Genomic DNA, 21,772 nt, shown 5'->3' with positions numbered 1-21,772 from the left:
TATCGGAGGCGCGCCTCAGGAGGTAGCGGGCGAAGCGCTCGCGTCAGCGATCGCCGTCTGCTGAGACAAGGTGAGCGGGTCATCCTCGTCCACTCCATGCCCGTCGGTAAGCCGTGCGGGTCGTACTCGTGTTGACGTCAGCCGTGGCTGAGGGTGCGGTCTCCGAGCGGCTCCTGCAGTGGCAATGCGCCGCGCAATGCGTACCCGACGGCGGCGCACGGCTCCTGTTGCTTCTTGCCCCAAGCCTGAACCGTCACGGTCGTTGTTGACTCATCGACGGTGACGCCCATCGGGGCCACGCAGTCCTTGTTTTGCACACTCACGACCACGCTGCCGGCCGCCGTCGAGCTTGTCGAAGACCAGTCGAGCTTCACAAGGCCCTTCGTGCTAGCGACTACCGGCAGCGCAGATGAAGTCGAAGTCGCGCTCGGAACGACCGTCGGCGACGGCGCTGCTTCTCTCGCCGAGCAGCCAACGAGAGTACCCATCGTCAGGACGACGAAGACCGTTCCGAGCACGACGGTTCTCATCAACCGACTGTAACGCTGGTGCCGAGGATCTGCTTGATGCGGTTCGCGTTCGAGTAGTACACGGTGTGCCCACCATTGCTTTCAGCAGAGATGGTGCCGGTGACGAGGAACTTTCCCCCAGTGGACGGAGCGAGCACGGGACCGCCGCTATCGCCTGGGCGGGTCACGATGGCGTTCGGGTTGTTCGCGGAGTCGATGCCGCATTCGTGCACCGTCTTACCCTCCTCGGTCATGTTGGTGCAGCCGTTCACCATGTTGACCTTCGCGTTGCACACGTACCCGGTGGTGGTCCCGTCGGTGCAGATTGTGGCACCGATGGCGGAGACTGCGGCGCCGGCGATGTGAGCGTAGGTGACATTGCCCTTGTCACCGTTGAGGTACACGCCCTTGTCGAAGCCGTTACCGCCGCTGAGAAGTGCGACGTCCGGGTTGTTGGCTTCCCAGTGGACGCTCGATGCGGTGCCGGCGGAGCCGGAGGACGCGATGGTGCCGTTGTCGTAGTACCCCTGCTGCCACTTCGCACCGTTCGGTCCGCAGTGACCGGCGAAGAGCATCTTGCCGCCCCACAGCGCGGTGGTAGAGCACCAGACGATCTCGTCGCCGGCATCCCGGATGATGCGGACGCCGCCGGGGTAAGTCGGGACCGTCAGGAACGGTTCGTACGGACCGACCGTCAGACCGCCAGGAACACCACCAGTGCTGGGAGTGCCCGACGCGGGGGTCGCCGATGCGCGTGCTCCCGCGCTGGGGTTCAGCAGCTGCTTCGCGGCCGCTGAAGACTTGGGTGCGTGGCCGATAGCAGCCTCAGGCTGGTCCTCCTGGGTGATGACGGTGTCAGTACCCAGTCGGTCGACCAGAGCTTCAGCTTGCTGCGTGGTGTAGGAGGTCAGACCGACGTGCAGGGTGTTTCCCTCGTCGAGGTACCAGACCGACAGTTGGTCGTCGCGGAGGCCTGCGGCGGTGACCGCTGGCGGGACGAGTGCGAGCTGCTGGTCGTGGGTCAGTGGTGCTGCGTTGGCTGCCGCCGGCAAGGTCGCGAGCATCGTTGCTGCGACCATGACGGCAGAGCCGAGCAGCGCTGTTGTGCGCTTCATTGCTCAGAATCCCCTCGAGGCGGTCAGCCCCTCCGACCGCCCATGAGCGACCCTCGCGTACGCCTAACGGGGAGTCAATGAAAGGGTGCACAGGTCTGTCTACAGCCCTCACCACGGTCCGGGCAACCCCGTCTCTTGTTCGTGGACGAGGCGTCCGACGATGCGGACGTCGTGGAGGAGGTCGCGGATGTGGTTGACCGTGGTGCCGAGGAGCGCGGCGATGGCGGACAGCGGGAGAGAGCCAGGGGTGTCCCCGTGGATGGTGCCCGCCCAGTGGTCGGCGACGCCGCCGAGTTCGGTGCTGTTGACGAAGCAGCGCGGTCGTGTGCATCGGCGCGAATCTGGCGCAACTGTGCGTCCAGAGAGCGGCCGGAGCTCGCCGTCCTATCGAGACCGTGGAATCGGATCCCAAAAGTCGTGGAACGCTCGCTGTCACTGGGATCCGCGATCCGTGCCACCACTGGCATCCGCGAATAGACCGAACACCTCGCTGGTCACCCAGCGGGCAGGATCGCTCAGCGCGCCCCCGGCGCCCCCGCCACCCGCTCGAGGATCCCGTCCAGCGCCGATCGATCCCAGAACGACCCCGCCCGGACCGCGCCGTCGATGCGCCCCAGCGCCGTGTGACTCGTCATCGGATCGGCGGCGAGCAGCACCGCGTCCGCCCGTGACCCGGGTGCCAGGCGTCCGGTCTCGGTCTCGAGCCCGAGGAACCGCGCCGCGTCGGACGTCGCCGTCCGGAGGATCTGCAGGGGTCCAAGACCGGCGTCGGCGAGGTACCCGAACTCGTCGTGGAGCGCGAAGCCCGGGATCACCCCCGCGGCACCGTCGGCATCCGTCCCGGCGAGCATCGGGACGCCCGCACCGGCCAGGAGCCCGACGAGGCGCAGTTGGGCCGCCCAGTGCGACTCGAGGGCGTCCCGGGTCTCCGTCGGGAGGCCGGCGAACTTCCGGCCGGACCGGTCCCACGAGCGGAGCTCCCCGGGTGCGATGTAGCGGCGACGGTCGTCGTGTCGGTGCTCCGGCGCGTTCGGGAACTGTTGCGTGTGCAGGCGGACCAGGGTCGGGCACTGCCAGGTCTCGTGCTCGACGAAGAGCGCTGCCAACTCCTGGGCGGCCTCCTCGTCGAACGTGTCGTCGGCGAGCGTGAGCGCGCGGGCGGACGAGTCCGAGGTCCTCGTGGCCGGGTTCACCACGATGCCGCGGATCACCCGACCGATGACGCGGTCCATGCCCGGCAGCCTGACCGTGGGGATCTTCGGCGTGCGAGCCGCTCCGACCGCGGATCGCACCTCGGCCTCGCGGGACGACGTCGCGGCGAACACGGTCGCGCCGGGCCCGAGGTGCTCGATCGCTCGCATGCCCCCTCGGGACGCTTCGCGCGGGTCCACGTCGTTCGGGAGGTGTCCTGCGAGCGGGACGCCGAGCCGACCTGCCTCAGCGAGTGCTGCGAGGAACGCATCGCGCCCGACGAGGGCCGCCTTGACGAAGTCGGCACCCTGGGCGTGCTGGTCACGGACGGTCGCGACGGCGGCCTCCGCGGTCGACGCGTTCACCGGGGTGAGGAGGTCTCCCGGCGTGGCGAGGAGTTCCGGAGCGCCGAGCGGTGCGGGCAGTGCACCCGCGGCACGGGCTGCCAGCAGGGCGGGCGAGCCGGACATCTGGCGGAACCCGACCACCCCGTTCGCGAGCATCAGTGCGTAGGCGCCGTCGACGTCGTCCGGGGAGTTGAGCGGGTGGGCGTGCATGTCCGCGAAGCCCGGCACCAGGAACCGGCCGCGTCCGTCGACGACCTGCTGGCCCGCGGCCGTCCCGGTCTGCGACGTGGCGGACACCGACGCGATGGTCGCGCCGGTGAACCGCACGTCCTGCCCGGCCGTGGCGGTCCCGTCGAGCGGGTCGACGACGGTGACGTCGCGGATGACGACGTCGTGGTCGGCAGTGGGTGCGGTGACGTAGCGGCTCATGCGCGGTCTCCGTCCCGGTCGTCGCGATCGTGGCTGTCGAGCCAGTCCTGTTCGGCGGCTTCCACCGCCTCGACGGACCCGGGCCGGTCCGTGCCGGGCAGGTCGTCGGCGATGCGGTGACCGCTCGCCCCGAGGACCGTCGCGAGCCATCGGTACGACGGCCGACGGTCGTCGACCGCGACGGAGGACAGGTCCGGCACGGTGCCGGGAACGGTCGGTGTCACCGTGTCGGATTCGTAGACGCACGTCATCGCGGCCAGCCGCCAGCCGGTGCCGGTCCGGCGTGCGCGGTACAGCAGCCGGACGCGCGAGGCCAGGTCGACCTCGGCGCCGCCCAGTCCGGCGCGGACCTCGATGACCGCCGGTGCGGCGACGATCGCGCGGTCACCGAGGAGGTCGACGACCGGCGGGCTCATCCGGTGTGTGGCGGCCGTCCCACCGGCGGCCATCGCGATCGACCCCGCGACGAAGTCCCGCGCGTTGCCGTCGAACCAGCTGATGCGCACGCGGCCGTCCGGCTCCCACGCGTCACGCATGCGGTCCCACCGCCCGCGGTCCCGCCCCTGGCGTTCGCGCAGCACGAGCTGACTGATGTCGGTGACGTCGTCCACGATCTGCTCCTTCGCCCGGGGGCCGAGCGTAGGACGGCGCGAGAGCGGTCCGGCGAGGGTTTCCACTCAGCGGAAGACGGCGTCGGCGGTAGGGTGCAGCGGTGGGCGACACTCGCACGGGGACGGTCGGTCGGGCCTTCGCGATCCTGGGGTGCTTCGACGACCGCCACCCGACGCTGACGCTGAGCGAACTCGCGCGTCGCTGTGGCCTGCCCGTCAACTCGACGCTGCGGATCGCACGGAGCCTGGTCGCCGAGGGCGCCCTCGAACGCCGGGGCGACGGCCGGTTCACGATCGGGCTGCGCCTGTACGAACTGTCGTCCCTCGCCCCGCGGGGCGTGGGGCTCCGCCAGGCCTCCCTGCCGTACCTCCAGGACCTGCACGACCTGACGGGACAGCACGCCATGCTCAGCGTCCGTGAAGGGGACGAGGCGGTCCTCGTCGAGCGCGTCTCGCCCAAGCGCGGGACCCGGAGCGTCGACTACCGGGTCGGCGGCCGGATGCCCCTCGCGGCGACCGGCGGCGGACTCGTCCTGCTCGCGTTCGCGCCCGACGAGGTCCAGGAGCGTGCGATCACGACGTTCGACGTGCGGACCTCGGTCGACGAGGTGACGTCGGCGGTCGAGCTCCGCCGGTACCTGTCGGCCGTCCGTCGGACGGGTGCCGCCGTCGGTTCGCAGCGGTCCCCGCGTGCGCTCGTCGCGGCGGGTGCGCCGATCCGGGACGCCTCGGGCGTCGTCGCGGCCCTCTCGATCGTGATGCCGGCCGGGCACGCCGAGCCGAGCACCGTCGTGCCCGCGTTGCACGCGTGCGCACGGGCGATCACGCGCGACGCGACGCGCTGACCCGCTCGCGCCGTGCCGTGGTCCGGCACCGCATCGGACGGGAGGCGCGGTGCCGGCCCGCACCGCGCCTCCCGTCCGATGCCGGGCCCTTCGCCGGCGGCACCACCGCTGCCATACTGGCGACATGACGATGGCGCAGCCCGTCATCGGGCGCGAGCGGGAGGGCTCCGCCCTGCGGGACGCCCTCCGCGACGTCCACGACGGCGGCTCCGCGTTCGTCATCGACGGTGAGGCCGGGATCGGCAAGTCGACGCTGGTCGCCGACCTGGTCCGCCACGCGACCGACCTCGGCGTCCGACGGCTCTCGACCGCGGGGACCCTCGCCGAGTCGGCCGAGCCCTACGCCGCGCTCCACCTGCTCCTGTACCCGTTGCGCAGCGGGATCGCCGACCTGCCCGCGCCGCAGCGTCGTGCGCTCGAGGTCGCGTTCGGTCTCGCGACGGGGATCCAGCCCTCGCCGCTGCTCGCCGGGCTGGCGGCGCTGACGCTGGTCTCCGACGCCGCCTCGGAGGGCCCGATCCTGGTCGTCGCCGAGGACCTGCACTGGATGGACGCCGCGTCCGAGTGGGCGATCCGGATGATGGCCCGGCGGGTCGACCAGGACCCGATCGTCATGGTGATCACGACCCGGAAGACCGAGACCGCGGACGACCCCGCGGTCCGGCGCCTCCACCTGACGCCGCTCGACGAGTCGGACGCCGGCCGCCTGCTCGACGCCGTCCCCGGGGCGCCGATGGGCCAGGCGCGACGTGACCTGGTGCTCCGCGCCGAGGGGAACCCGCTCGCGCTGCACGAACTCAGCCGCACGACACCGGGGGACCGGAGCCGTGACCGTCCCGTGGTGGGCCGGGTGGAGCAGGAGTTCGCCGCGCGGTACGCGGAGCTGGACCACCCCGTCCGGCTGGCCATCCTCGCCGTCGCCCTGTCCGGCGGTACCGGCGCCGAGGAGGCCGCGCGGGTGGCCGCCCGGACGCTCGGGAGGTTCCCGCCGCCGACGTGGACGGAGCAGGCCTCGGCGTCGTCGCTGCTCGAGTGGGTGGCGCCCCGCGCGATCCGGTTCCGGCACCCGCTCGTGCAGTCGGCGGTCCTCACCGCCGCGTCGCCGACGGAGCGCACCGCGGTCCTGCGTTCCCTGGTCCTCGAGCACGACCACGACCCCGCGCGCACGGTCTGGTGGCGGGCCGAACTGGCGACCGGCCACGACGACGACCTCGCGGACGAGATCGCCGCGATCGGCGACGAGCGATCGGCGATGTCCGATCCGTTCGTCGCGAGCCGGGCGTACGAGCGCTCGGCCGAGCTGACCTCGGACGTCGCCCGACGCGTCGGCCGGCGGATCCTCGCGGCGGAGCACGCCGGGCTGTCCGGACGGCTCGCGGACGCCTCGCTCCTGGTGCAGCGAGCGTGCGACGAGGCACCCGACCGGCTCCTCGCAGCACGCGCGGCCTTCGTCGCCGAGACCCTGCCCACCGGTCGGACCGGGCTCGCGGTGGGCGACCTCGGGCCAGCCCTGCACGCCGTCTCCGAGATGCAGCAGGGCGGCGGGGTCGACCACGCCACCGCGGCGCTGCTGCACCTCGCCGCGATCGCCTGGGACCACACCGCCGAACCGGACCCCGGCGACCCGATGCTCGTCGTGGTCGAGGCGCTCGCCCTGCCGGACGACGACCCCCGCTCGATCCTGCTCGCGGCCCGGACCGAGCCGGTGGTGCGTGGCGACCGTGTGCTGGAACGCGCGCTCGCCGCCGCACCGACCGCCGAGGACGAGGGCTCCGCCTGGTACCTCGGGTACGCGCTCAACCTCGTCGGGGAGATCGAGACGGCACGCGTCCTCCTCGACCGTGCCGTCCGGAGCATGCGGGCGCGTGGCGACCTGCGCACCTTCCCGCAGGCGCTCATGGGGACCTCGATGACCACGTTCCTCGGTGGGGACCTCGCGCGGGCGCGGGTCCTCGCCGAGGAGGCCTCCTCGCTCGGACGGGACCTCGGCGACGACGGCTTCACCGCCGCGACCCGGTGCGCGCTCGCGTGGTTCGACGCCCTCGACGGCAAGCAGCCGGACCCCGAGCGGATCGCGGGCGGGACGGCTGCCGGGGCGCAGGTGCTCCGGTCGAGTGCGATGCGCGCGACCCTGCTCGGCGCCGCGGGGGCGGCGTCCCTGGTGTCCGGTCGCGCGGCCGAGGCACTCGAATCCGTCCGGGCACTGGCCGATCCGGACCACGACGCGTTCAACCCGACGTTCGCCGTCATCACCTCGCACGACTTCGTCGACGCCGCATTGGAGTCGGGCAACCGGGCCGATGCCGAGCAGCGGGCCGCGGACCTCGAGCGGCTCCACGCCCGCTGGCACGCGCCGATCGTCCGCGCCGCCCGCGACCACGCGCGGCTCGCACTCGTCCCCGACGCCGACCTCGAACCGGCGTGGGCGTCCGTGCAGCACGAACGGTGGCCGGTGCCGTACGTGCAGGCCCGTGCACTGCTCCGCCTCGGCGGCCGCCTGCGCCGGGCGGGTCGGCGGGACACCGCCCGCGCCGCCCTGCACGCCGCCCTCGAGCTGTTCGAGTCGATGCCCGCGCCGGCGTGGGCGGACCGGACCCGTGACGCCATCCGGGCGACCGGGCAGCGGGTGGCAGCGGCGGGGCACGGCGGCGTCGAACTGCTCACGCCCCAGGAGCTCCGGGTCTGCACGCTCGCGGCACGAGGACTGAGCAACCGGGCCATCGGCGAGCACCTGTTCGTCTCCCCGCGGACGGTGGGGGCCCACCTGTACGCCGCGTTCCAGAAGCTCGGGATCTCGGCCCGGCAGGAACTCGCCGCGGCCCTGGCGGCCGGCTCGTCCGGCGACTAGGTCATCCGGCAACGCATCTCGGTCACCGTGACCGATGTGCACCTCCACCGCGCGCCCCTAGCGTCGTCAGCGCCACCAGGCACCGCCCTCGACGAAGCAGGTCCGCGCCTCTCGCAGCGGACCCGGAAGGACCGCACCATGCCCGGATCACCCACCATCGTCCTCGTCCACGGAGCGTTCGCCGACGCCTCCAGCTGGGCCCCCGTCACGAGGGTCCTCCTCGACCAGGGCCACCACGTCCTCGTCCCGCCCGTCTTCAACCGCAGCCTCTCCGGCGACGCGGCCTACATCCGGTCCTTCGTCGAGCAGATCGACGGACCGGTCCTGCTCGCCGGGCACTCGTACGGCGGCGCGATCCTGACCGTGGCCGGTGTCGCCGAGAACGTCATCGGGCTCGTCTTCGTCGCCGCGTACGCGCTCGAGGAGGGCGAGAGCCTCGGTGCCCTGCAGGGCGGCTTCCCGGACAGCGACCTCGCCGCGAACCTCGTGTACGCGCCCTACCCCGTGGACGGCGGCGAGCCCGGCACGGACGTCTCCGTCGCCGTCGACGCCTTCCCCGCCGTCTTCGCGGACGGGCTCGCACTGGACGAGGCGCAGGTGCTCGCGGTGTCGCAACGTCCGCTCTCCGCCGTCGCGTTCGGCGAGCCGGCATCGGCGGCCGCGTGGAAGACCAAGCCGTCCTGGGGCATCGTCTCCAGCGCCGACCACACCATCAACCCCGACGTCGAGCGCTTCGGGTACCAGCGCGCCGGCGTCCGCGAGGTCGTCGAGATCGACGCCCCCCACCTCGTGATGCAGACCCACCCCGCCGAGGTCGCCGCGGTCATCACCACCGCCCTCGCCGCGGTCAGCTGACCCCGGCCCCTCGACCGACCGACCGAGAACCACCGAACAACCACAGGGAGACCACCATGGGATACGTGACCACCGACGACGGTGCAGAGATCTACTTCAAGGACTGGGGGAGCCACGACGCGCAGCCGATCGTGTTCCACCACGGCTGGCCGCTGTCCTCGGACGACTGGGACGCGCAGATGCTGTACTTCCTGGCCGAGGGCTACCGCGTCATCGCCAGTGACCGCCGCGGCCACGGACGCTCGTCGCAGATCGGCACCGGCCACGACATGGACCACTACGCGAGCGACGTCTCCGCCGTGGTCGAACACCTCGACCTGCACGACGCGATCCACATCGGCCACTCGACCGGTGGCGGCCAGGTCGCCCGGTACGTCGCCCAGTACGGCCAGCCGCAGGGCCGAGTCGCCAAGGCCGTCCTCGTCGCGGCGGTGCCGCCGCTCATGGTCACGACCGAGGCGAACCCCGACGGCACCGACATCTCGGTCTTCGACGGGTTCCGCGAGGCGCTCGCCGCCAACCGTGCCGAGTTCTTCCAGGCCGTCGCCTCCGGCCCGTTCTACGGCTTCAACCGTGACGGTGCGACGCCGTCGGAGCCGGTCATCGCGAACTGGTGGCGTCAGGGCATGACGGGCAGCGCCCTCGCGCACCTCGAGGGCATCAAGGCGTTCTCGGAGACCGACCAGACGGAGGACCTCAGGGCCATCACCGTTCCCGTCCTCGTCCTGCAGGGCGACGACGACCAGGTCGTGCCGTACCGGGACGCGTCGCTGAAGCAGGCGGAGCTCCTCAGCGATGCCACGCTCAAGATCTACGAGGGGTACCCGCACGGCATGTTGACGACCCACGCCGACGTCGTCAACCCGGACATCCTCGCGTTCCTCCGGAGCTGAGAGCACTGACGCTGCGGACGCAGCGTCCCGGACTGGAGGCGCGGTGCGGGTGAGCTGATCGGCTCACCCGCACCGCGCCTCCAGTCCGTCAGCGGTCCGTCGCGGGCGCCGCGTCGTCGACGACCGCGAGTCCGTTGAGGGTGCGGGGGTACCCGATGAACGGCACCAGGACGGTGAGCACGTCGAGCAGGTCCCGGCGGTGGTTGCCGACGGCGAGGTTGCCGGCGACGTGCCCGCGGACCTGCGCGTCGGCGCCACCGAGCGCGACGAGCATCGCGAAGGTGACGAGCTCGCGGGTCCGGAGGCCCAGCCCGCCGCGGGCCACCGTGTCGCCGAAGCAGTTGCCGGAGAGGAACCGCTGGAAGTGCACCGTGTCGGGCGACGCGGCGTCGTACATCCGGTCGACCCGGTCGGCGCCGACGATCCGTCCCTGCACCTCGCGCCCGCGGGCCAGTCGCGTCTCGGGGTCGGTCGTGCGCTGATCAGGCAGGGGGAGCGCGACGCCGCGGGCGACGAGCGCGTCGTCGGTGATCGTGAGGAAGTCGACGGTGCGGGCGAAGCCGACGTAGGCGACGGCCTGGTACACGACCTCCTTCGCCTCGACGGGGGTGACCTCGTTCGCGAGCGCGGCTTCGAGGAGGACGGCGAACTCGGTGTGCGCACCGACGGCGATCGTCGCGCCGAGCTGGACGAGGAGTCGGTCGTGCCGGGTGATCGCGACGTCGCGCAGGGTCTCGTCGAGGGCGAAGTCGGCGAAGGACGCCGCGAACCCCGGGTCGGTCTCGGCGAGGGCCGAGGTGTGGTCCGGGAAGAGCTGGGCGTGCTCGCGCTGGGCTGCTGGGTTCGCTGGCATGCCCTCGACGCTAGGTCGACGGCGGCCGCTGTGGGAGGGGACGCTGGGACACCCTCCGACAGGGCACCCCTCCGCGCGCGCGGCCCGCCTGGGCTCAGGACGACGGCCCGGCGACGACCCGGCGGTCCCGCACGGCCCACGGCAGCAGGAGCCCGGCGAGCACCCCGCCCCCGAGGTCGGCGGCCAGGTCCCCGATGGTGTCCTCGTACCCGACGTAGATCGTGGGGTCGAGGAAGGTGTGGCCGAGGAACTCGAACATCTCCCAGACGGACCCGATCGCCAGCGACAGCACGCCGGCGACGACGACCGCCTGGACCCGACCGACCCGGTCGCCCGTGCGCAGCACCCCGGTGTCGCTCGCGATCACCCAGAGCACCGCGGTCAACGCGGCGAGCAGCACGAAGTGCACGACCTTGTCCCACAGGAACACCGAGGTGTACCAGCCGAGGACGCTGCTCCACCCGGCGACGAGGGCCAGCGCGCACACGGCGGTGTCGACGGCGGGTCGGAGTCCGAGCACGCGGGGGACGACGACCCCGAGCAGTGCGAGCAGGAGCACGGCGAACGCGATCCAGCCCCACCCGATCGTGGCGACCGGCAGGCTCACCAGCGTCACCGCACGGACGGCATCGGCGACGACCTCGGCCCCGCGGGGTCGGCGGAGGAACGTCGCACCGAGCCGGTCGATCACGCGGTGGTCCGCGGTGGTCGTGGTCACGCTGCCTCCCACCGGAGCACGGCCTGCACGGCGGCGTGGTCGGACGGCCACACCCCGCTCGGTCGGCGCGTCGACACGGCCGCCGCCGACACGGCGGCACGCACCCCGTCGGCACCGCGGGCCAGGATCCAGTCGATCCGGCGTCCGCCCCGCCGGGGAGCGCGGTAGCCCAAGTGCGTGCCCCACTGCTCGGACGCGTGCGAGGCCGCCGTCGTCCAGGTGTCCGCGAACCCCGCGTCGGTGAGGACCCGGTGCGGAGCACTGTCGGCGGGGGCGTTCGCGTCGCCGAGCACGACGACCGGGAGCCCGGCCTCGTCCGCCCACCGGACGAGGAGCTCCGCCGACCGACGGCGTGCCAGGGGCGATGCGACGTCGAGGTGCACGGACACGGCGAGGAAGCGCGTGCCGGTGAGGCGGTCCTCGAGCTGGAGGCCGACGGCGATCCGGGGGAACAGGGTGCCCCACGACCGGCTCCCGATCCGCTCCGGCCGGCGGGACAGCGCCCGGACCTGCTCACCGGTGACCCGCAGACGGTCGGTGTCGACCAGCATCCCGACGCGCTCCCCGTCGCCACGGCGCCCGCGACCCCGGAGCACCGCGGTCCACCGGGGCTGCAACCGCTCCGTGAGCCAGCGCTCCTGGTCGGGCAGGACCTCCTGCAGGGCGGCGAGGTGCGGGGACTCGGACCCGAGCAGCTCGAGCACGGCATCGCGGCGGTGCGTCCAGGCGTCGGGGTGGTCGGTCCGACGGTGCGGGACGCGTCGGCGGACGTTGAGGGTCAGGACGTGCAGGTCCGGGGCGGACCGCGGCCCGACGAGCGGGGAGTCGCTCACGACGCCGGCACCTCCTCGAGCGGCTCCACGACGTCCGGTCCGGGGACGCGCTCGACCACGGCACCGGGCACGGCACGGGGCGTCGCCCAGCAGCGCCGCACGGCCCGGACGACCGGCAGGATCCGGAACCCGCCGAGCGCCAGTGTCCGGAGCGCCTTCCGCGTGCGCACGACGAGGCCGGGCAGGTCGCGGACGGGCTCGCCCGACACGGACATCACGAGGGAACGGTCGAGCACCACCGGCCACGCGGGATCGAGCTGCACGGACAGGTCGACGTCGTCGTGGACGTCGGCGTCGTACCGGTGCACGCGGGACCGGACGGCCTCCCAGGCGCGGCGTCGGATGACCAGGTTCGAACCGAACAACGGCGGCCGCCACAGCGCCGCCGTCATCAGGGCGAAGTAGGCGCGCATGTACGCCACGTGCCAGAACGCCCGCTCCAGACGACCGAGCCCGCGGAACTCGCCCGGTCCGGTCACCGCCACGACGCGGTCGTCGTCGAAGTGCCGGAGCGCCCGCTCGAGCCAGTCCGGACCCGGGCAGGAGTCCGAGTCCAGCCGGGCGATCAGGGTGCCCGTCGCCGCGTCGTAGCCCCGGGACGCCGCCGCGGCGATCGCCCGGACGGGTTCGTGCAGCACACGGGCACCGGCCTGGGAAGCGACGGCCACGCTGTCGTCCGAACTGCCGTTGTCGACGACGACCACCTCGTCGGGCAGCCGCGTCTGGCGAGCCAACGCCGCGAGGCACCGGCGGAGCTGGTCCGCGTCGTCGAGGACCGGCACGACGACGGTGACGGTGTCGGGGCGGCGCATGCCACCACCCAACCAGGCAGTGCTCCGACCGCGCCCAGCGCTGCGGGCCGGCACCGCGCCTCCTGGCCGCCCCTACTCCACGTCGACGTCCCGCTTCCCGCGCCGGACGATGAGTGGATCGGGCCGGCCGATCACGTCCACCGCCTTGTCCGGGTAGTCGAACTGCGTCAGGAAGTACCGCATCGCGTTGAGGCGGGCGCGCTTCTTGTCGTTCGACCGGACGATCGTCCACGGTGCGTACCGCTTGCTCGTCCGGGCGAACATGGCGGTCTTCGCCTCGGTGTACTCGTCCCACCGGTCGAGCGAGAGCAGGTCGATGTCGGACAGCTTCCACCGCCGCACGGGGTCGAGCTGCCGGATCGCGAACCGGGTGCGCTGCTCGCGGCGGGTGACCGAGAACCAGAACTTCGTGAGGTGGATGCCGGAGTCGACGAGCATCCGCTCGAACTGCGGCACCTGCGTCATGAAGGACTCGTACTCGTCGTCGGAGCAGAACCCCATCACCCGCTCGACACCGGCGCGGTTGTACCAGGAACGGTCGAACAAGACCATCTCGCCCGCCGACGGCAGGTACTGCACGTAGCGCTGGAAGTACCACTCCCCGCGCTCGCGTTCGCTCGGCTTGCTCAGCGCGACGACGCGGGAGGTCCGGGGGTTGAGGTGCTCCGTGAACCGCTTGATGGTGCCGCCCTTGCCCGCGGCGTCGCGACCCTCGAAGAGCACGACGGCCTTCTGCCCGGTGTCCTCGAGCCAGTACTGGCACTTCAGCAGCTCGATCTGCAGGTGGTACTTCTGGTATTCGTACTCCTCGCGGCCGAGGCGTTCGTCGTACGGGTAGTCGTCGCGCCAGGTCAGGACCGGGTTGCCGTACGGGTCGATGAGGTCCGGGTCGGCGGTGTGCCCGTCGGCGACGCTGTAGCCCTCGGTCCGGAGCTGCTCGATGTACTCCCGGATGGGCTGCGAGTACTGGGCCTTGTCCACGGGTCCTCCTCGTCGGTGTGCTGCACCCCCATCCTGGCGTGCGCTTCCCGGCCGCGTCCGCAGGGACACCGGACAAACTTCCGTCAGGGCTGTACGTTCACAGTGAGGTCGCTGGACGCGATCGCGGCAGAAGGAGCAAGCATGTCAGGTACAACCCGGTCGGGACGTCCGACCACCGTCACCGTCTCGTTCATCATCTGGCTGATCGTGGTCCTCGCGAACATCATCAGCGGCATCGTCGTGCTCGTCGCGGGCGGCGGTGGCGCGGCCGCAGCGAACGCCGTCGGGACCGGGCCGGTGGTCGCTGGCGCGATCATCAGCTTCATCATCGCCATCGTCGAGCTCATCATCGTCTTCAAGATGCGCGATGGCCGCAACTGGGCGCGCATCGTCCTGCTCGTGCTCGCGATCCTGCAGGTCCTCAACGTCGGTGTCGGCGCGGCGTCCGGTTCGAACGCCTTCGGCTGGATCGGTGGCATCGCAGTCATCGTCGCGACCATCCTCATGTTCGTCGGTGGCGCGAACGGCTACTTCCGCCGTCGCTGACGACCGGAGTGCGGGTCGCGACGCGACCCGATGACGGACGGGAGGCGCGGTGCCGGCTGGCACCGCGCCTCCCGTCCGTCTGCGGTCCGGTCCGTTCGCGGTGGTGTCCGTCCGCTGCGGCGTCCGTTCGCGGTCGCGTCCGCGAGAGGATGGCCGGGTGCGCGCCGCGACCGACCTCCTCGACGCCCTCGTCCGTCACGTCGACGCCACCGGCTTCGCCGCCCACGGCATCCACGTCCTCGTCGGGGACGACGCCGCCGAGCACCACTGGACGCCCGACGTCCGGCGCGAGGTCCACTCCGTGGCCAAGGGGGTCGCGGTCCTCGCCACCGGGATCGCCGCCGATGACGGACTCGTCGACGTGGACGTCCCGGTGTCGACCCTCCTGCCCGCCGTCCGCTTCGGGGCGGGCACGGACGCGATCACGCTCCGGCACCTGCTCACCATGACGAGCGGTGTCGACATGCCGTGGTCCGAGACGGAGCTCACCGACTGGCCGGACCTCGCGGCCGAGTTCCTCGGTCGCCCCTCGCGCGGCCGGGTGTTCCAGTACGCGAACGCGAGCACGTACACGGCGATGCGGGTCCTCGAGACCCGGGTCGGCGACGTCGGCGCGTTCGTCGCCCGGCGGTTGTTCGACCCGCTCGGCATCGAGGACGTGCCGTGGGCACGCTGCCCGAGCGGGTACGTCGCCGGCGGCGAGGGTCTGGCGCTGCGCACCGGCGAACTCGCACGGATCGGCCGACTGGTGCGCGACCGCGGAGAGTCCGCGGGGCGACGCATCGTGAGCGCACGCTGGTGCGACGCGATGCACACCGACTGGGTTGAGCGCGACGGCACGGGCCCCGGCTACGAGCGGTACGCGATGGCGGGGTGGGACGGCCCCGGCCGACTCTGGCGGCTGCACGGCGCGTACGGGCAGATGCTGCTCTTCGACGGCGACACGGTCGTCACCGTGACGGCGGACGACCACTTCGGAGCGGACGTCTTCGCGGCGGTCGTCGCGACGGAGCTGGAGTCGGAGGAACGGGCCGACCGGGCCTGAACGCCGCGGGTCGAGGGCCGCGGGTCGCGGGCCGAGGGCCGGGCGTCAGTGGCGCCGTCGGCTCGAGATCAGTCCGCCGAAGACCAGCACCACCGCCACGCAGAAGACGATCAGTCCCGCGGGGTCGAAGCCGTCGAAGTTCATGGTTCCTCCTGGAGTCCTGTCCCGACGGTACGACCGCGTTCCTCGACGTGCGCGGTGTCCGGCGCCCCCGGGCATTCCGGCCCGCACAGGTTCCTCCGGCGGAGGCGGGTTCGTCCGGGGAACGCACCCGATCCCGCCGGAGTGCGCATGTGCGCCCGCTGCGAGCGCTCCGGCCGAACGGGTGCGATGATGATCCGCGGCCGTCGCCCGACGGCGAAGAGACGGAAGTGACGAGCGTGACCGAGACCCGCTCTCAGACCCCGACGATCGAGACCTCCGACGACGCCGGCACCCACGGCCCCGCGAAGGGCATCGCCGCCCTCGCCCTGGCCGCCCTCGGCGTCGTCTTCGGCGACATCGGCACGAGCCCGCTGTACGCGCTGCGCACCGTGTTCACGATCGACGGCGGCATCGTGCAGGCCAACCAGGAGGACGTCTACGGCGTGATCTCGATGATGTTCTGGAGCATCACGATCATCGTCTCGATCAAGTACGTCCTCGTGCTCATGCGCGCCGACAACAACGGCGAGGGCGGGGTGATGGCGCTCGCCGCACTCGCCCGACGCCTCTACGCGAAGCGCCGCGGGGGAGCCACGATCTTCCTCGTCATCGGGATCGTCGGCGTCTCGCTGTTCTACGGCGACTCCGTCATCACCCCGGCGGTGTCCGTGCTCTCGGCCGTCGAGGGTCTGCAGACCGCCGCCCCGAGCGTCGGCCACCTCATCGTGCCGATCGCGGCGGTCATCCTCGTGGTGCTGTTCGCGGTGCAGCGGGTCGGCACGGGCAAGGTCGGCAACCTGTTCGGCCCCGTGATGCTGCTCTGGTTCGTCGTCATCGCCGCCGCCGGCGTGCCGCACATCCTGGCGCACCCGGGCGTCCTGCAGGGGCTCTCGCCCACGTGGGCCATCGCGTTCCTCATCGCGCACCCGTACATCACGTTCGTCGCGATGGGCGCGGTCGTGCTGGTCATCACCGGCGCCGAGGCCCTCTACGCCGACATGGGCCACTTCGGGCGGACGCCGATCCTCCGCGCCTGGTTCTTCGTCGTCTTCCCGGCCCTCGTGCTGAACTACCTCGGCCAGGCGTCGCTGGTGCTCAACCAGCCGGGGGCGGCGAAGGACCCCTTCTTCCTGCTCTTCCCGAGCGCGTTGCAGATCCCGGTCGTGATCCTCGCGACGATGGCCACCGTCATCGCGAGCCAGGCGGTCATCTCCGGGGCGTTCTCGCTGAGCCGCCAGGCCGTGCAGCTCGGCCTGCTGCCGCCGCTCACCATCCGGCAGACCTCCCGACAGGAGGGCGGCCAGATCTACCTGCCGGCCGTCAACCTCCTGCTGTTCATCGGCGTGATGGCCGTCATGCTCGCGTTCCGTTCCTCGGCGAGCCTCGCCACCGCGTACGGGGTCTCCGTCACCGGTGCGCTCGTCGTCGACACGCTCCTGCTGCTGCTCGTGGTGAAGCCGCTGTGGCACTGGAAGACGTGGAAGCTCGTCGTCGCCGCGGTGGCGTTCGGCGGGCTCGAGCTGACGTTCCTCGCCGGCAACCTGTCGAAGATCCTGCACGGCGGATGGGTCCCGCTGCTGATCGCGCTCGCGGTGATCACGCTCATGACCACGTGGCGTCGTGGCCGGCAGCTCGTGCAGGAGGAGCGCAAGGAGCGCGAGGGGTCCCTCGCCGACTTCATCGAGAAGATCAACACGAAGGGCATCCCGCGCGTGCAGGGTGTCGCGATCTTCCCGCACCCCAACAAGGAGACGACGCCGCTGGCGCTCCGGGCGAACGTCGAGCACAACCACGTGGTGCACCGGACGGTCGTCATCGTGTCCGTCATCACCGCGAACGTGCCCCACGTGCCGCACGCCAAGGCCTTCTTCCGTGACGACCTCGGCTACGAGGACGACGGCATCGACCACATCACGATCAAGTTCGGCTTCTCGGACGACCAGGACCTGCCGAAGGCCCTGCACGCGGCCTGCCTGGCCGAGGTGCTCGACGTCGACCCCGAGGAGATGGCGAACGCGTCGTACTTCATCTCGCGCGGCGCACTCCGCCCGGTGGCGGGGAACCGGGGCATGGTCGGCTGGCGCAAGAAGCTCTTCGTCGGGCTGGCGCACAACGCCGCCGACCCGGCCGCCCGCTTCGGGCTGCCGGCGCACCGCACCGTGACGATGGGCAGCGACGTCGAGATCTGACGACCGTCGCCCGCGTCAGCAGCAGTCGCAGGCCTCGACCTCGCGCTCGCCGGTGAGCGCGGCGACGGGCTGCTTGCACGCGTCGCCCCGCCAGGCCCCGAGCCCTTCCCGGACCGCGAACACCACGACGACGAGCCCGGCCACCGGGTCCGCCCAGGTCCAGCCGAACAGGGTGTTCAGCAGCAGGCCGACCAGGACGGCGGCGGAGAGGTAGCTGCACACCAGGGTCTGCTTCGAGTCCGCGACGGCCGACGCCGAACCGAGCTCGCGGCCCGTGCGCCGTTCGAGCAGGCTGAGGAACGGCATCACGGCCAGGCTGACCGCGGCGAGCACGATGCCGACCGTGCTGTGCTCCGGCTCGCGCAGTCCGGTCAGTGTCAGCACCGCGTCGACCGAGACGTACAGGGCGAGCCCGAAGAACGAGACGGCGATCACGCGGAGCGCCGTCCGCTCGCGCCGCTCGGGGTCGGGCGCAGCGAACTGCCACGCGACCGCGGCCGCGGAGAGCACCTCGACGATCGAGTCCAGGCCGAAGCCGATCAGGGCGGTGGACGACGCGACCGAACCGGCGCTGATCGCGACGACGGCCTCGACGACGTTGTACGTGATGGTGGCGGCGACGATCCATCGGATCCGGCGGCGCAGCACCGCGCTCCGGACGGCCGTCGGACGGGGCCCGAGCGGCAGCGCGGCGCTCATGCGCCCGGCCCGCAGCAGAGCGGCACGGCACAGGCGTCGTCGGTGCACGGCACACCGTCGTCGACCGCCAGCACGACGTCGACCAGCGACTCGAGTGCACGGGCGAGGTGCGCGTCCGCGATCTCGTAGCGGGTCCGACGGCCTTCCGGGACGGCCACGACGATCCCGCACCCGCGGAGGCACGCCAGGTGGTTCGACACGTTCGCCCGGGTGGTCCCGAGGTCGTCGGCGAGCACGGCGGGGTACCGGGGTGACTCGAGCAGGCGGAGGAGGATCCGCGCGCGGGTCGGATCGGCGAGGGCGCGGCCGAGGCGGTTCATCACCTCGAGGCGCGGTGCGACGAGCAGCATGCACCCACAGTACAGCACGGACTGTACTGAACGGGGGTAGACGGGTACGTCGGGTACAGCGAACCTGAACGCCGGGGGATCCAGGCCGGGAATCGACTAACCGACGAGCAGCGACGCCCGATACTCCATCGCACAAGCACCACGGCCATCGCAACACACGCACACCCCCACGCAGGAGGCAGTCAGCATGCGGTCCCCGTCCGTCCTCGTCGCCGCGCTCTCGATCGCACTCGTCGCCGCGACCAGCCTCGCTGCCGGCGCGCCCGCCGGAGCAGCGGCCCTCCCCGCCTCGTCGAAGGCGACCTCGACCGTGCCGGACGGCCGGACGATCCCGAAGACGAACGTCACGACGAACGGCCGGACCTGGAAGCAGACCTTCCGCGCCGGGTTCGACAGTGCCGCGCCGGTCGGCAAGTTCGCGGCGACGTACCCGCGGATCGGTCTCTACGACGGCTTCACGGACACGACCGGCAAGGGGAAGTACGCGCCGTCGAAGGTCCTGAGCGTGAAGGGCGGCGTGCTCGACTTCGCGCTGCACACCGAGAAGGGCCAGCCCCTCGTCGCGGCGATCATGCCCGACGGGTACGCCCCGCACAAGACGGGTCGGGTGTCGATCCGGTACAAGACCACGAAGACCCAGGGCTACAAGTTCTCGACGATCCTCTGGCCGTCGAGCGACGACTGGAACGAGGGCGAGATCGACTGGCCCGAGGCCGACCTCGGTGCCCGCCCCCGCCCGGCCTCGGCGGTCCCGGGCAGCTGGACGCCGCTCGGCATGCGGTTCGAACCGGGCAAGGAGACCTTCGCGCCCTCGGACAGCACCGGCTGGCACGTCGCGACGACCGAGTGGGACAAGGGCATCGTCCGGTTCTACTGGGACGGCAAGCTCGTCTCGTCGACCACCAAGGCGGTGCCGACGACGGCCTTCCGCGTGACCATGCAGGCGGAGACCACCACGAACGGCGGGGCGATCCCGGCGAGCGCGGTCGGGCACGTCAGCGTGGACTGGATCGCGATCTGGAACTGACCGGGCGCCGGCGCCGCTGACCGACGCGAGGACCGGGGCGGTCGCGCCCGCTCAGTGGGTGCGGCCGCGCAGCCGTCCGATGCCCAGCACGACGGCGACGACCACCAGGCCGAGCAGGAGCCCGACCACCGCCGACACCGCGGTGTCCACGATCCACGTGACGACCGGCCCGGTCGCCTCGATGCCGTGCTCGATCGCGTGCAGCAGGTCGTACGGGCCGTGCCAGAAGGTCTCCGCCAGGTTCGCGATCACGAGGTGTCCGCCCACCCAGAGCATGGCCACCGTGCCGACGATGCCGATCACACGGAACACGGTCGGCATGGCGCGGACGATCCGCGCGCCGGTCCGTCGGGTGCGACGGACGCTGTTCTTCATCATCTGCAGCCCGATGTCGTCGATCTTCACGAGCAGGGCCACGGCGCCGTAGACCGCCCCGGTCATGACGAGCCCGATGACGATGAGCGCGCCGAGCGTCGGCCAGAGCCCGAGGTCGGGGTCGAGTCCAGCGAGGGCGATGAGCATGATCTCGGTGCTGAGGATGAGGTCCGTGCGGATCGCGCCGAACACGAGCTTCGGCTCGGCGACGGTCTCCTCGGCCTCGCTGACGTGGTGCGCGCCGAACCACTCGGTGACCTTCTCGGCCCCCTCGAAGCACAGGTAGGTGCCGCCGAGCAGCAGCAACCACGGCAGCACCCACGGCGCGAACGCGGTGAGCAGCAGCGCGAGCGGGATGATGATGACGAACTTGTTGAAGAGGCTGCCGAGTGCGATCCGCCCCACGACCGGCAGCTCGCGCGCGGGCGAGAGCCCCTGCACGTACTGCGGGGTCACCGCGGCGTCGTCGATCACGACGCCAGCGGTCTTGGCGCTGGCCTTGAGGGCCGCGGAGAGCACGTCGTCGACGATGGCGAGCAGACCGACTGACATGCGCTCAGACTAGGGCCTCGGCGCGTCCCGTCGGCGCAGGGTCTGCGAGGGGGACTCCCCGTACACCTCGGCGTAGTACCCGGAGAACCGCCCGAGGTGGTTGAACCCCCACGACAGCGCGACCTCGGCGACCGTCACACGCTCGGGGTCGCCCGCGAGCAGTTCGGCGCGGACCCCGTGCAGCCGGGCCTCGCGCAGGAACTGCATCGGCCGGACGCCGACGTTCCGCTGGAAGGCGGCCTGCAGTCCCCGTGCGCTCACCCCGGCAGCAGCGCTCACCTGGGCGACCGTGAGCGGCCGGCGGGCGTTCGCGACCATCCACTCCTTGGCGAACCGGATCGTCGACGACCCGACCGCCACCGTGGGCGCCGACGACGGCGTCGCGTCGAACGCCGCCGCCACGGCGTCCGCGATCGACTGGTTCCAGCGTGCGCGGACCGTCTCCGGCGCGGTCGGGTCCAGGAGGCGCGGTGCGGCCTCGCCGATCCGGCTGCGGAGCAGCCGCAGCGCGTCCACCCCCAGCGTGCGGCGGAACGCGAGCTGCCGCGGCTCGTCGTCGCCGCGGCGCGCAGCGGCGATCGACTCGAGGAACGCGCCGCCGAACCGGACCGAGTGCTGTCCCGAGGGGAGCCCCTCGAACGTGAAGTCGCGACCGACCGGGTACATCACCGGGATCCCGGGCAGCAGCTGCACCGGGTCGCGGGTCCCGGTGTCGATCGTCATGCCGGGGCCGGTCGCCCACGCCAGGACGTAGTCGTGACCGGGGACGATCGTGCCCCACCGTCGTGCCGCCACGTCCGAGGTGCCCACCACCACGTCCTGGTCGCCGACGGCCCGGAAGCGGAAGGCGAACCCGTCGCGGGCAGCATCGCCGATGTGGATGTCACGGCTGTCGTACACCCGCTCGTACAGCGCCACGGCGTCGTCGAGGGAGGACCCCCGGCGATCGACGTGGATCGGCGCGACATCGTGGACCATGTCCGACCAGTGTCGCGCATGTCGTCC

General features: G+C 71.9%; 21 protein-coding genes. 8 read left to right on the top strand and 13 right to left on the bottom strand.

The window, feature by feature from the left end; translation table 11 throughout:
* Nucleotides 1–137 precede the first annotated feature (137 nt).
* From BJK06_RS18460 to BJK06_RS04600, 4 genes are all read right to left on the bottom strand, one after another.
* Nucleotides 138–530 (bottom strand): hypothetical protein, encoded by a 393-nt coding sequence (locus tag BJK06_RS18460; RefSeq protein ID WP_156794759.1) that lies wholly within the window; start codon nt 528–530, stop codon nt 138–140.
* Nucleotides 530–1,624: a hypothetical protein gene (locus tag BJK06_RS04610; protein WP_156794758.1), complete on the bottom strand. Its 1,095-nt coding sequence runs from the start codon at nt 1,622–1,624 to the stop codon at nt 530–532. Before BJK06_RS04610 ends, BJK06_RS18460 begins: the two co-directional genes overlap by 1 nt.
* A gap of 515 nt (nt 1,625–2,139) precedes the next feature.
* Nucleotides 2,140–3,591, bottom strand: coding sequence for an amidohydrolase family protein (locus BJK06_RS04605; protein WP_070416893.1), 1,452 nt, complete (start codon nt 3,589–3,591; stop codon nt 2,140–2,142).
* Nucleotides 3,588–4,202: a nuclear transport factor 2 family protein gene (locus BJK06_RS04600; RefSeq protein WP_070416892.1), complete on the bottom strand. Its 615-nt coding sequence runs from the start codon at nt 4,200–4,202 to the stop codon at nt 3,588–3,590. Before BJK06_RS04600 ends, BJK06_RS04605 begins: the two co-directional genes overlap by 4 nt.
* Before the next feature lie 101 nt (nt 4,203–4,303).
* On the opposite strand from BJK06_RS04600, the gene BJK06_RS04595 reads away from it, so the two are divergent.
* The 4 genes from BJK06_RS04595 (at nt 4,304) to BJK06_RS04580 (ending at nt 9,643) form a co-directional block, all read left to right on the top strand.
* Entirely contained in the window at nt 4,304–5,047 is a 744-nt protein-coding gene (locus BJK06_RS04595; RefSeq protein ID WP_070416891.1) for an IclR family transcriptional regulator, read from the top strand.
* 124 nt (nt 5,048–5,171) lie between these two features.
* Entirely contained in the window at nt 5,172–7,895 is a 2,724-nt protein-coding gene (locus tag BJK06_RS04590) for an AAA family ATPase (protein ID WP_083295053.1), read from the top strand.
* Nucleotides 7,896–8,033: 138 nt separating this feature from the next.
* Nucleotides 8,034–8,750: an alpha/beta fold hydrolase gene (locus tag BJK06_RS04585; protein WP_070416889.1), complete on the top strand. Its 717-nt coding sequence runs from the start codon at nt 8,034–8,036 to the stop codon at nt 8,748–8,750.
* A 56-nt stretch (nt 8,751–8,806) separates the two neighbouring features.
* Nucleotides 8,807–9,643 (top strand): alpha/beta fold hydrolase, encoded by an 837-nt coding sequence (locus BJK06_RS04580; RefSeq protein WP_070416888.1) that lies wholly within the window; start codon nt 8,807–8,809, stop codon nt 9,641–9,643.
* Nucleotides 9,644–9,731: 88 nt separating this feature from the next.
* On the opposite strand, the gene BJK06_RS04575 is transcribed toward BJK06_RS04580, so the two are convergent.
* The 5 genes from BJK06_RS04575 to ppk2 all read right to left on the bottom strand — a co-directional run bounded on the left by BJK06_RS04575 (nt 9,732) and on the right by ppk2 (nt 13,840).
* The gene (locus BJK06_RS04575) at nt 9,732–10,496 is read right to left on the bottom strand and encodes a carboxymuconolactone decarboxylase family protein (RefSeq protein ID WP_070416887.1); all 765 of its coding nucleotides are present in this window, start codon (nt 10,494–10,496) and stop codon (nt 9,732–9,734) included.
* Between the two features lie 94 nt (nt 10,497–10,590).
* The gene (locus BJK06_RS04570) at nt 10,591–11,214 is read right to left on the bottom strand and encodes a hypothetical protein (protein WP_083295052.1); all 624 of its coding nucleotides are present in this window, start codon (nt 11,212–11,214) and stop codon (nt 10,591–10,593) included.
* On the bottom strand, nt 11,211–12,047 hold the full coding sequence (locus BJK06_RS04565; RefSeq protein WP_070416886.1) for an endonuclease/exonuclease/phosphatase family protein: 837 nt from the start codon (nt 12,045–12,047) through the stop codon (nt 11,211–11,213). Before BJK06_RS04565 ends, BJK06_RS04570 begins: the two co-directional genes overlap by 4 nt.
* Nucleotides 12,044–12,859, bottom strand: coding sequence for a glycosyltransferase family 2 protein (locus tag BJK06_RS04560; RefSeq protein WP_070416885.1), 816 nt, complete (start codon nt 12,857–12,859; stop codon nt 12,044–12,046). The genes BJK06_RS04565 and BJK06_RS04560 overlap by 4 nt, the downstream gene beginning before the upstream one ends.
* Before the next feature lie 72 nt (nt 12,860–12,931).
* A complete protein-coding gene (ppk2, locus tag BJK06_RS04555) occupies nt 12,932–13,840 on the bottom strand; it encodes a polyphosphate kinase 2 (RefSeq protein ID WP_070416884.1) in 909 nt (302 codons plus the stop codon).
* Nucleotides 13,841–13,981: 141 nt separating this feature from the next.
* Between ppk2 and BJK06_RS04550 the strand changes: the two genes are divergently transcribed.
* From BJK06_RS04550 to BJK06_RS04540, 3 genes are all read left to right on the top strand, one after another.
* Nucleotides 13,982–14,386: a hypothetical protein gene (locus BJK06_RS04550; protein ID WP_070416883.1), complete on the top strand. Its 405-nt coding sequence runs from the start codon at nt 13,982–13,984 to the stop codon at nt 14,384–14,386.
* Nucleotides 14,387–14,543: 157 nt separating this feature from the next.
* Nucleotides 14,544–15,431, top strand: coding sequence for a serine hydrolase (locus tag BJK06_RS04545; protein WP_070416882.1), 888 nt, complete (start codon nt 14,544–14,546; stop codon nt 15,429–15,431).
* A 371-nt stretch (nt 15,432–15,802) separates the two neighbouring features.
* Nucleotides 15,803–17,764 (top strand): potassium transporter Kup, encoded by a 1,962-nt coding sequence (locus BJK06_RS04540; RefSeq protein ID WP_258027702.1) that lies wholly within the window; start codon nt 15,803–15,805, stop codon nt 17,762–17,764.
* 15 nt (nt 17,765–17,779) lie between these two features.
* Here the strand turns inward: BJK06_RS04540 and BJK06_RS04535 are convergent, their stop codons facing one another.
* Both BJK06_RS04535 and BJK06_RS04530 read right to left on the bottom strand, forming a co-directional pair.
* Nucleotides 17,780–18,463 (bottom strand): cation diffusion facilitator family transporter, encoded by a 684-nt coding sequence (locus BJK06_RS04535; RefSeq protein ID WP_070416881.1) that lies wholly within the window; start codon nt 18,461–18,463, stop codon nt 17,780–17,782.
* Nucleotides 18,460–18,813, bottom strand: a complete 354-nt coding sequence (locus BJK06_RS04530; protein ID WP_070416880.1) for a helix-turn-helix transcriptional regulator — start codon at nt 18,811–18,813, stop codon at nt 18,460–18,462. Before BJK06_RS04530 ends, BJK06_RS04535 begins: the two co-directional genes overlap by 4 nt.
* Nucleotides 18,814–19,000: 187 nt before the next feature.
* Between BJK06_RS04530 and BJK06_RS04525 the strand changes: the two genes are divergently transcribed.
* A complete protein-coding gene (locus BJK06_RS04525) occupies nt 19,001–19,840 on the top strand; it encodes a glycoside hydrolase family 16 protein (protein WP_070416879.1) in 840 nt (279 codons plus the stop codon).
* Between the two features lie 51 nt (nt 19,841–19,891).
* Here BJK06_RS04525 and BJK06_RS04520 read toward each other — a convergent pair whose 3' ends face one another.
* Both BJK06_RS04520 and BJK06_RS04515 read right to left on the bottom strand, forming a co-directional pair.
* Complete coding sequence (locus tag BJK06_RS04520; RefSeq protein WP_070416878.1) at nt 19,892–20,767, bottom strand: DUF808 family protein; 876 nt, start codon at nt 20,765–20,767, stop codon at nt 19,892–19,894.
* A gap of 9 nt (nt 20,768–20,776) precedes the next feature.
* Complete coding sequence (locus tag BJK06_RS04515) at nt 20,777–21,745, bottom strand: helix-turn-helix transcriptional regulator (protein ID WP_070416877.1); 969 nt, start codon at nt 21,743–21,745, stop codon at nt 20,777–20,779.
* Between the last annotated feature and the right edge of the window lie 27 nt (nt 21,746–21,772).

Source organism: Curtobacterium sp. BH-2-1-1, assembly GCF_001806325.1.
GTDB lineage: Bacteria > Actinomycetota > Actinomycetes > Actinomycetales > Microbacteriaceae > Curtobacterium.
The sequence above is the reverse complement of the archived record's forward strand: the minus strand, read 5'-3'. Positions and strand labels throughout refer to the sequence as shown.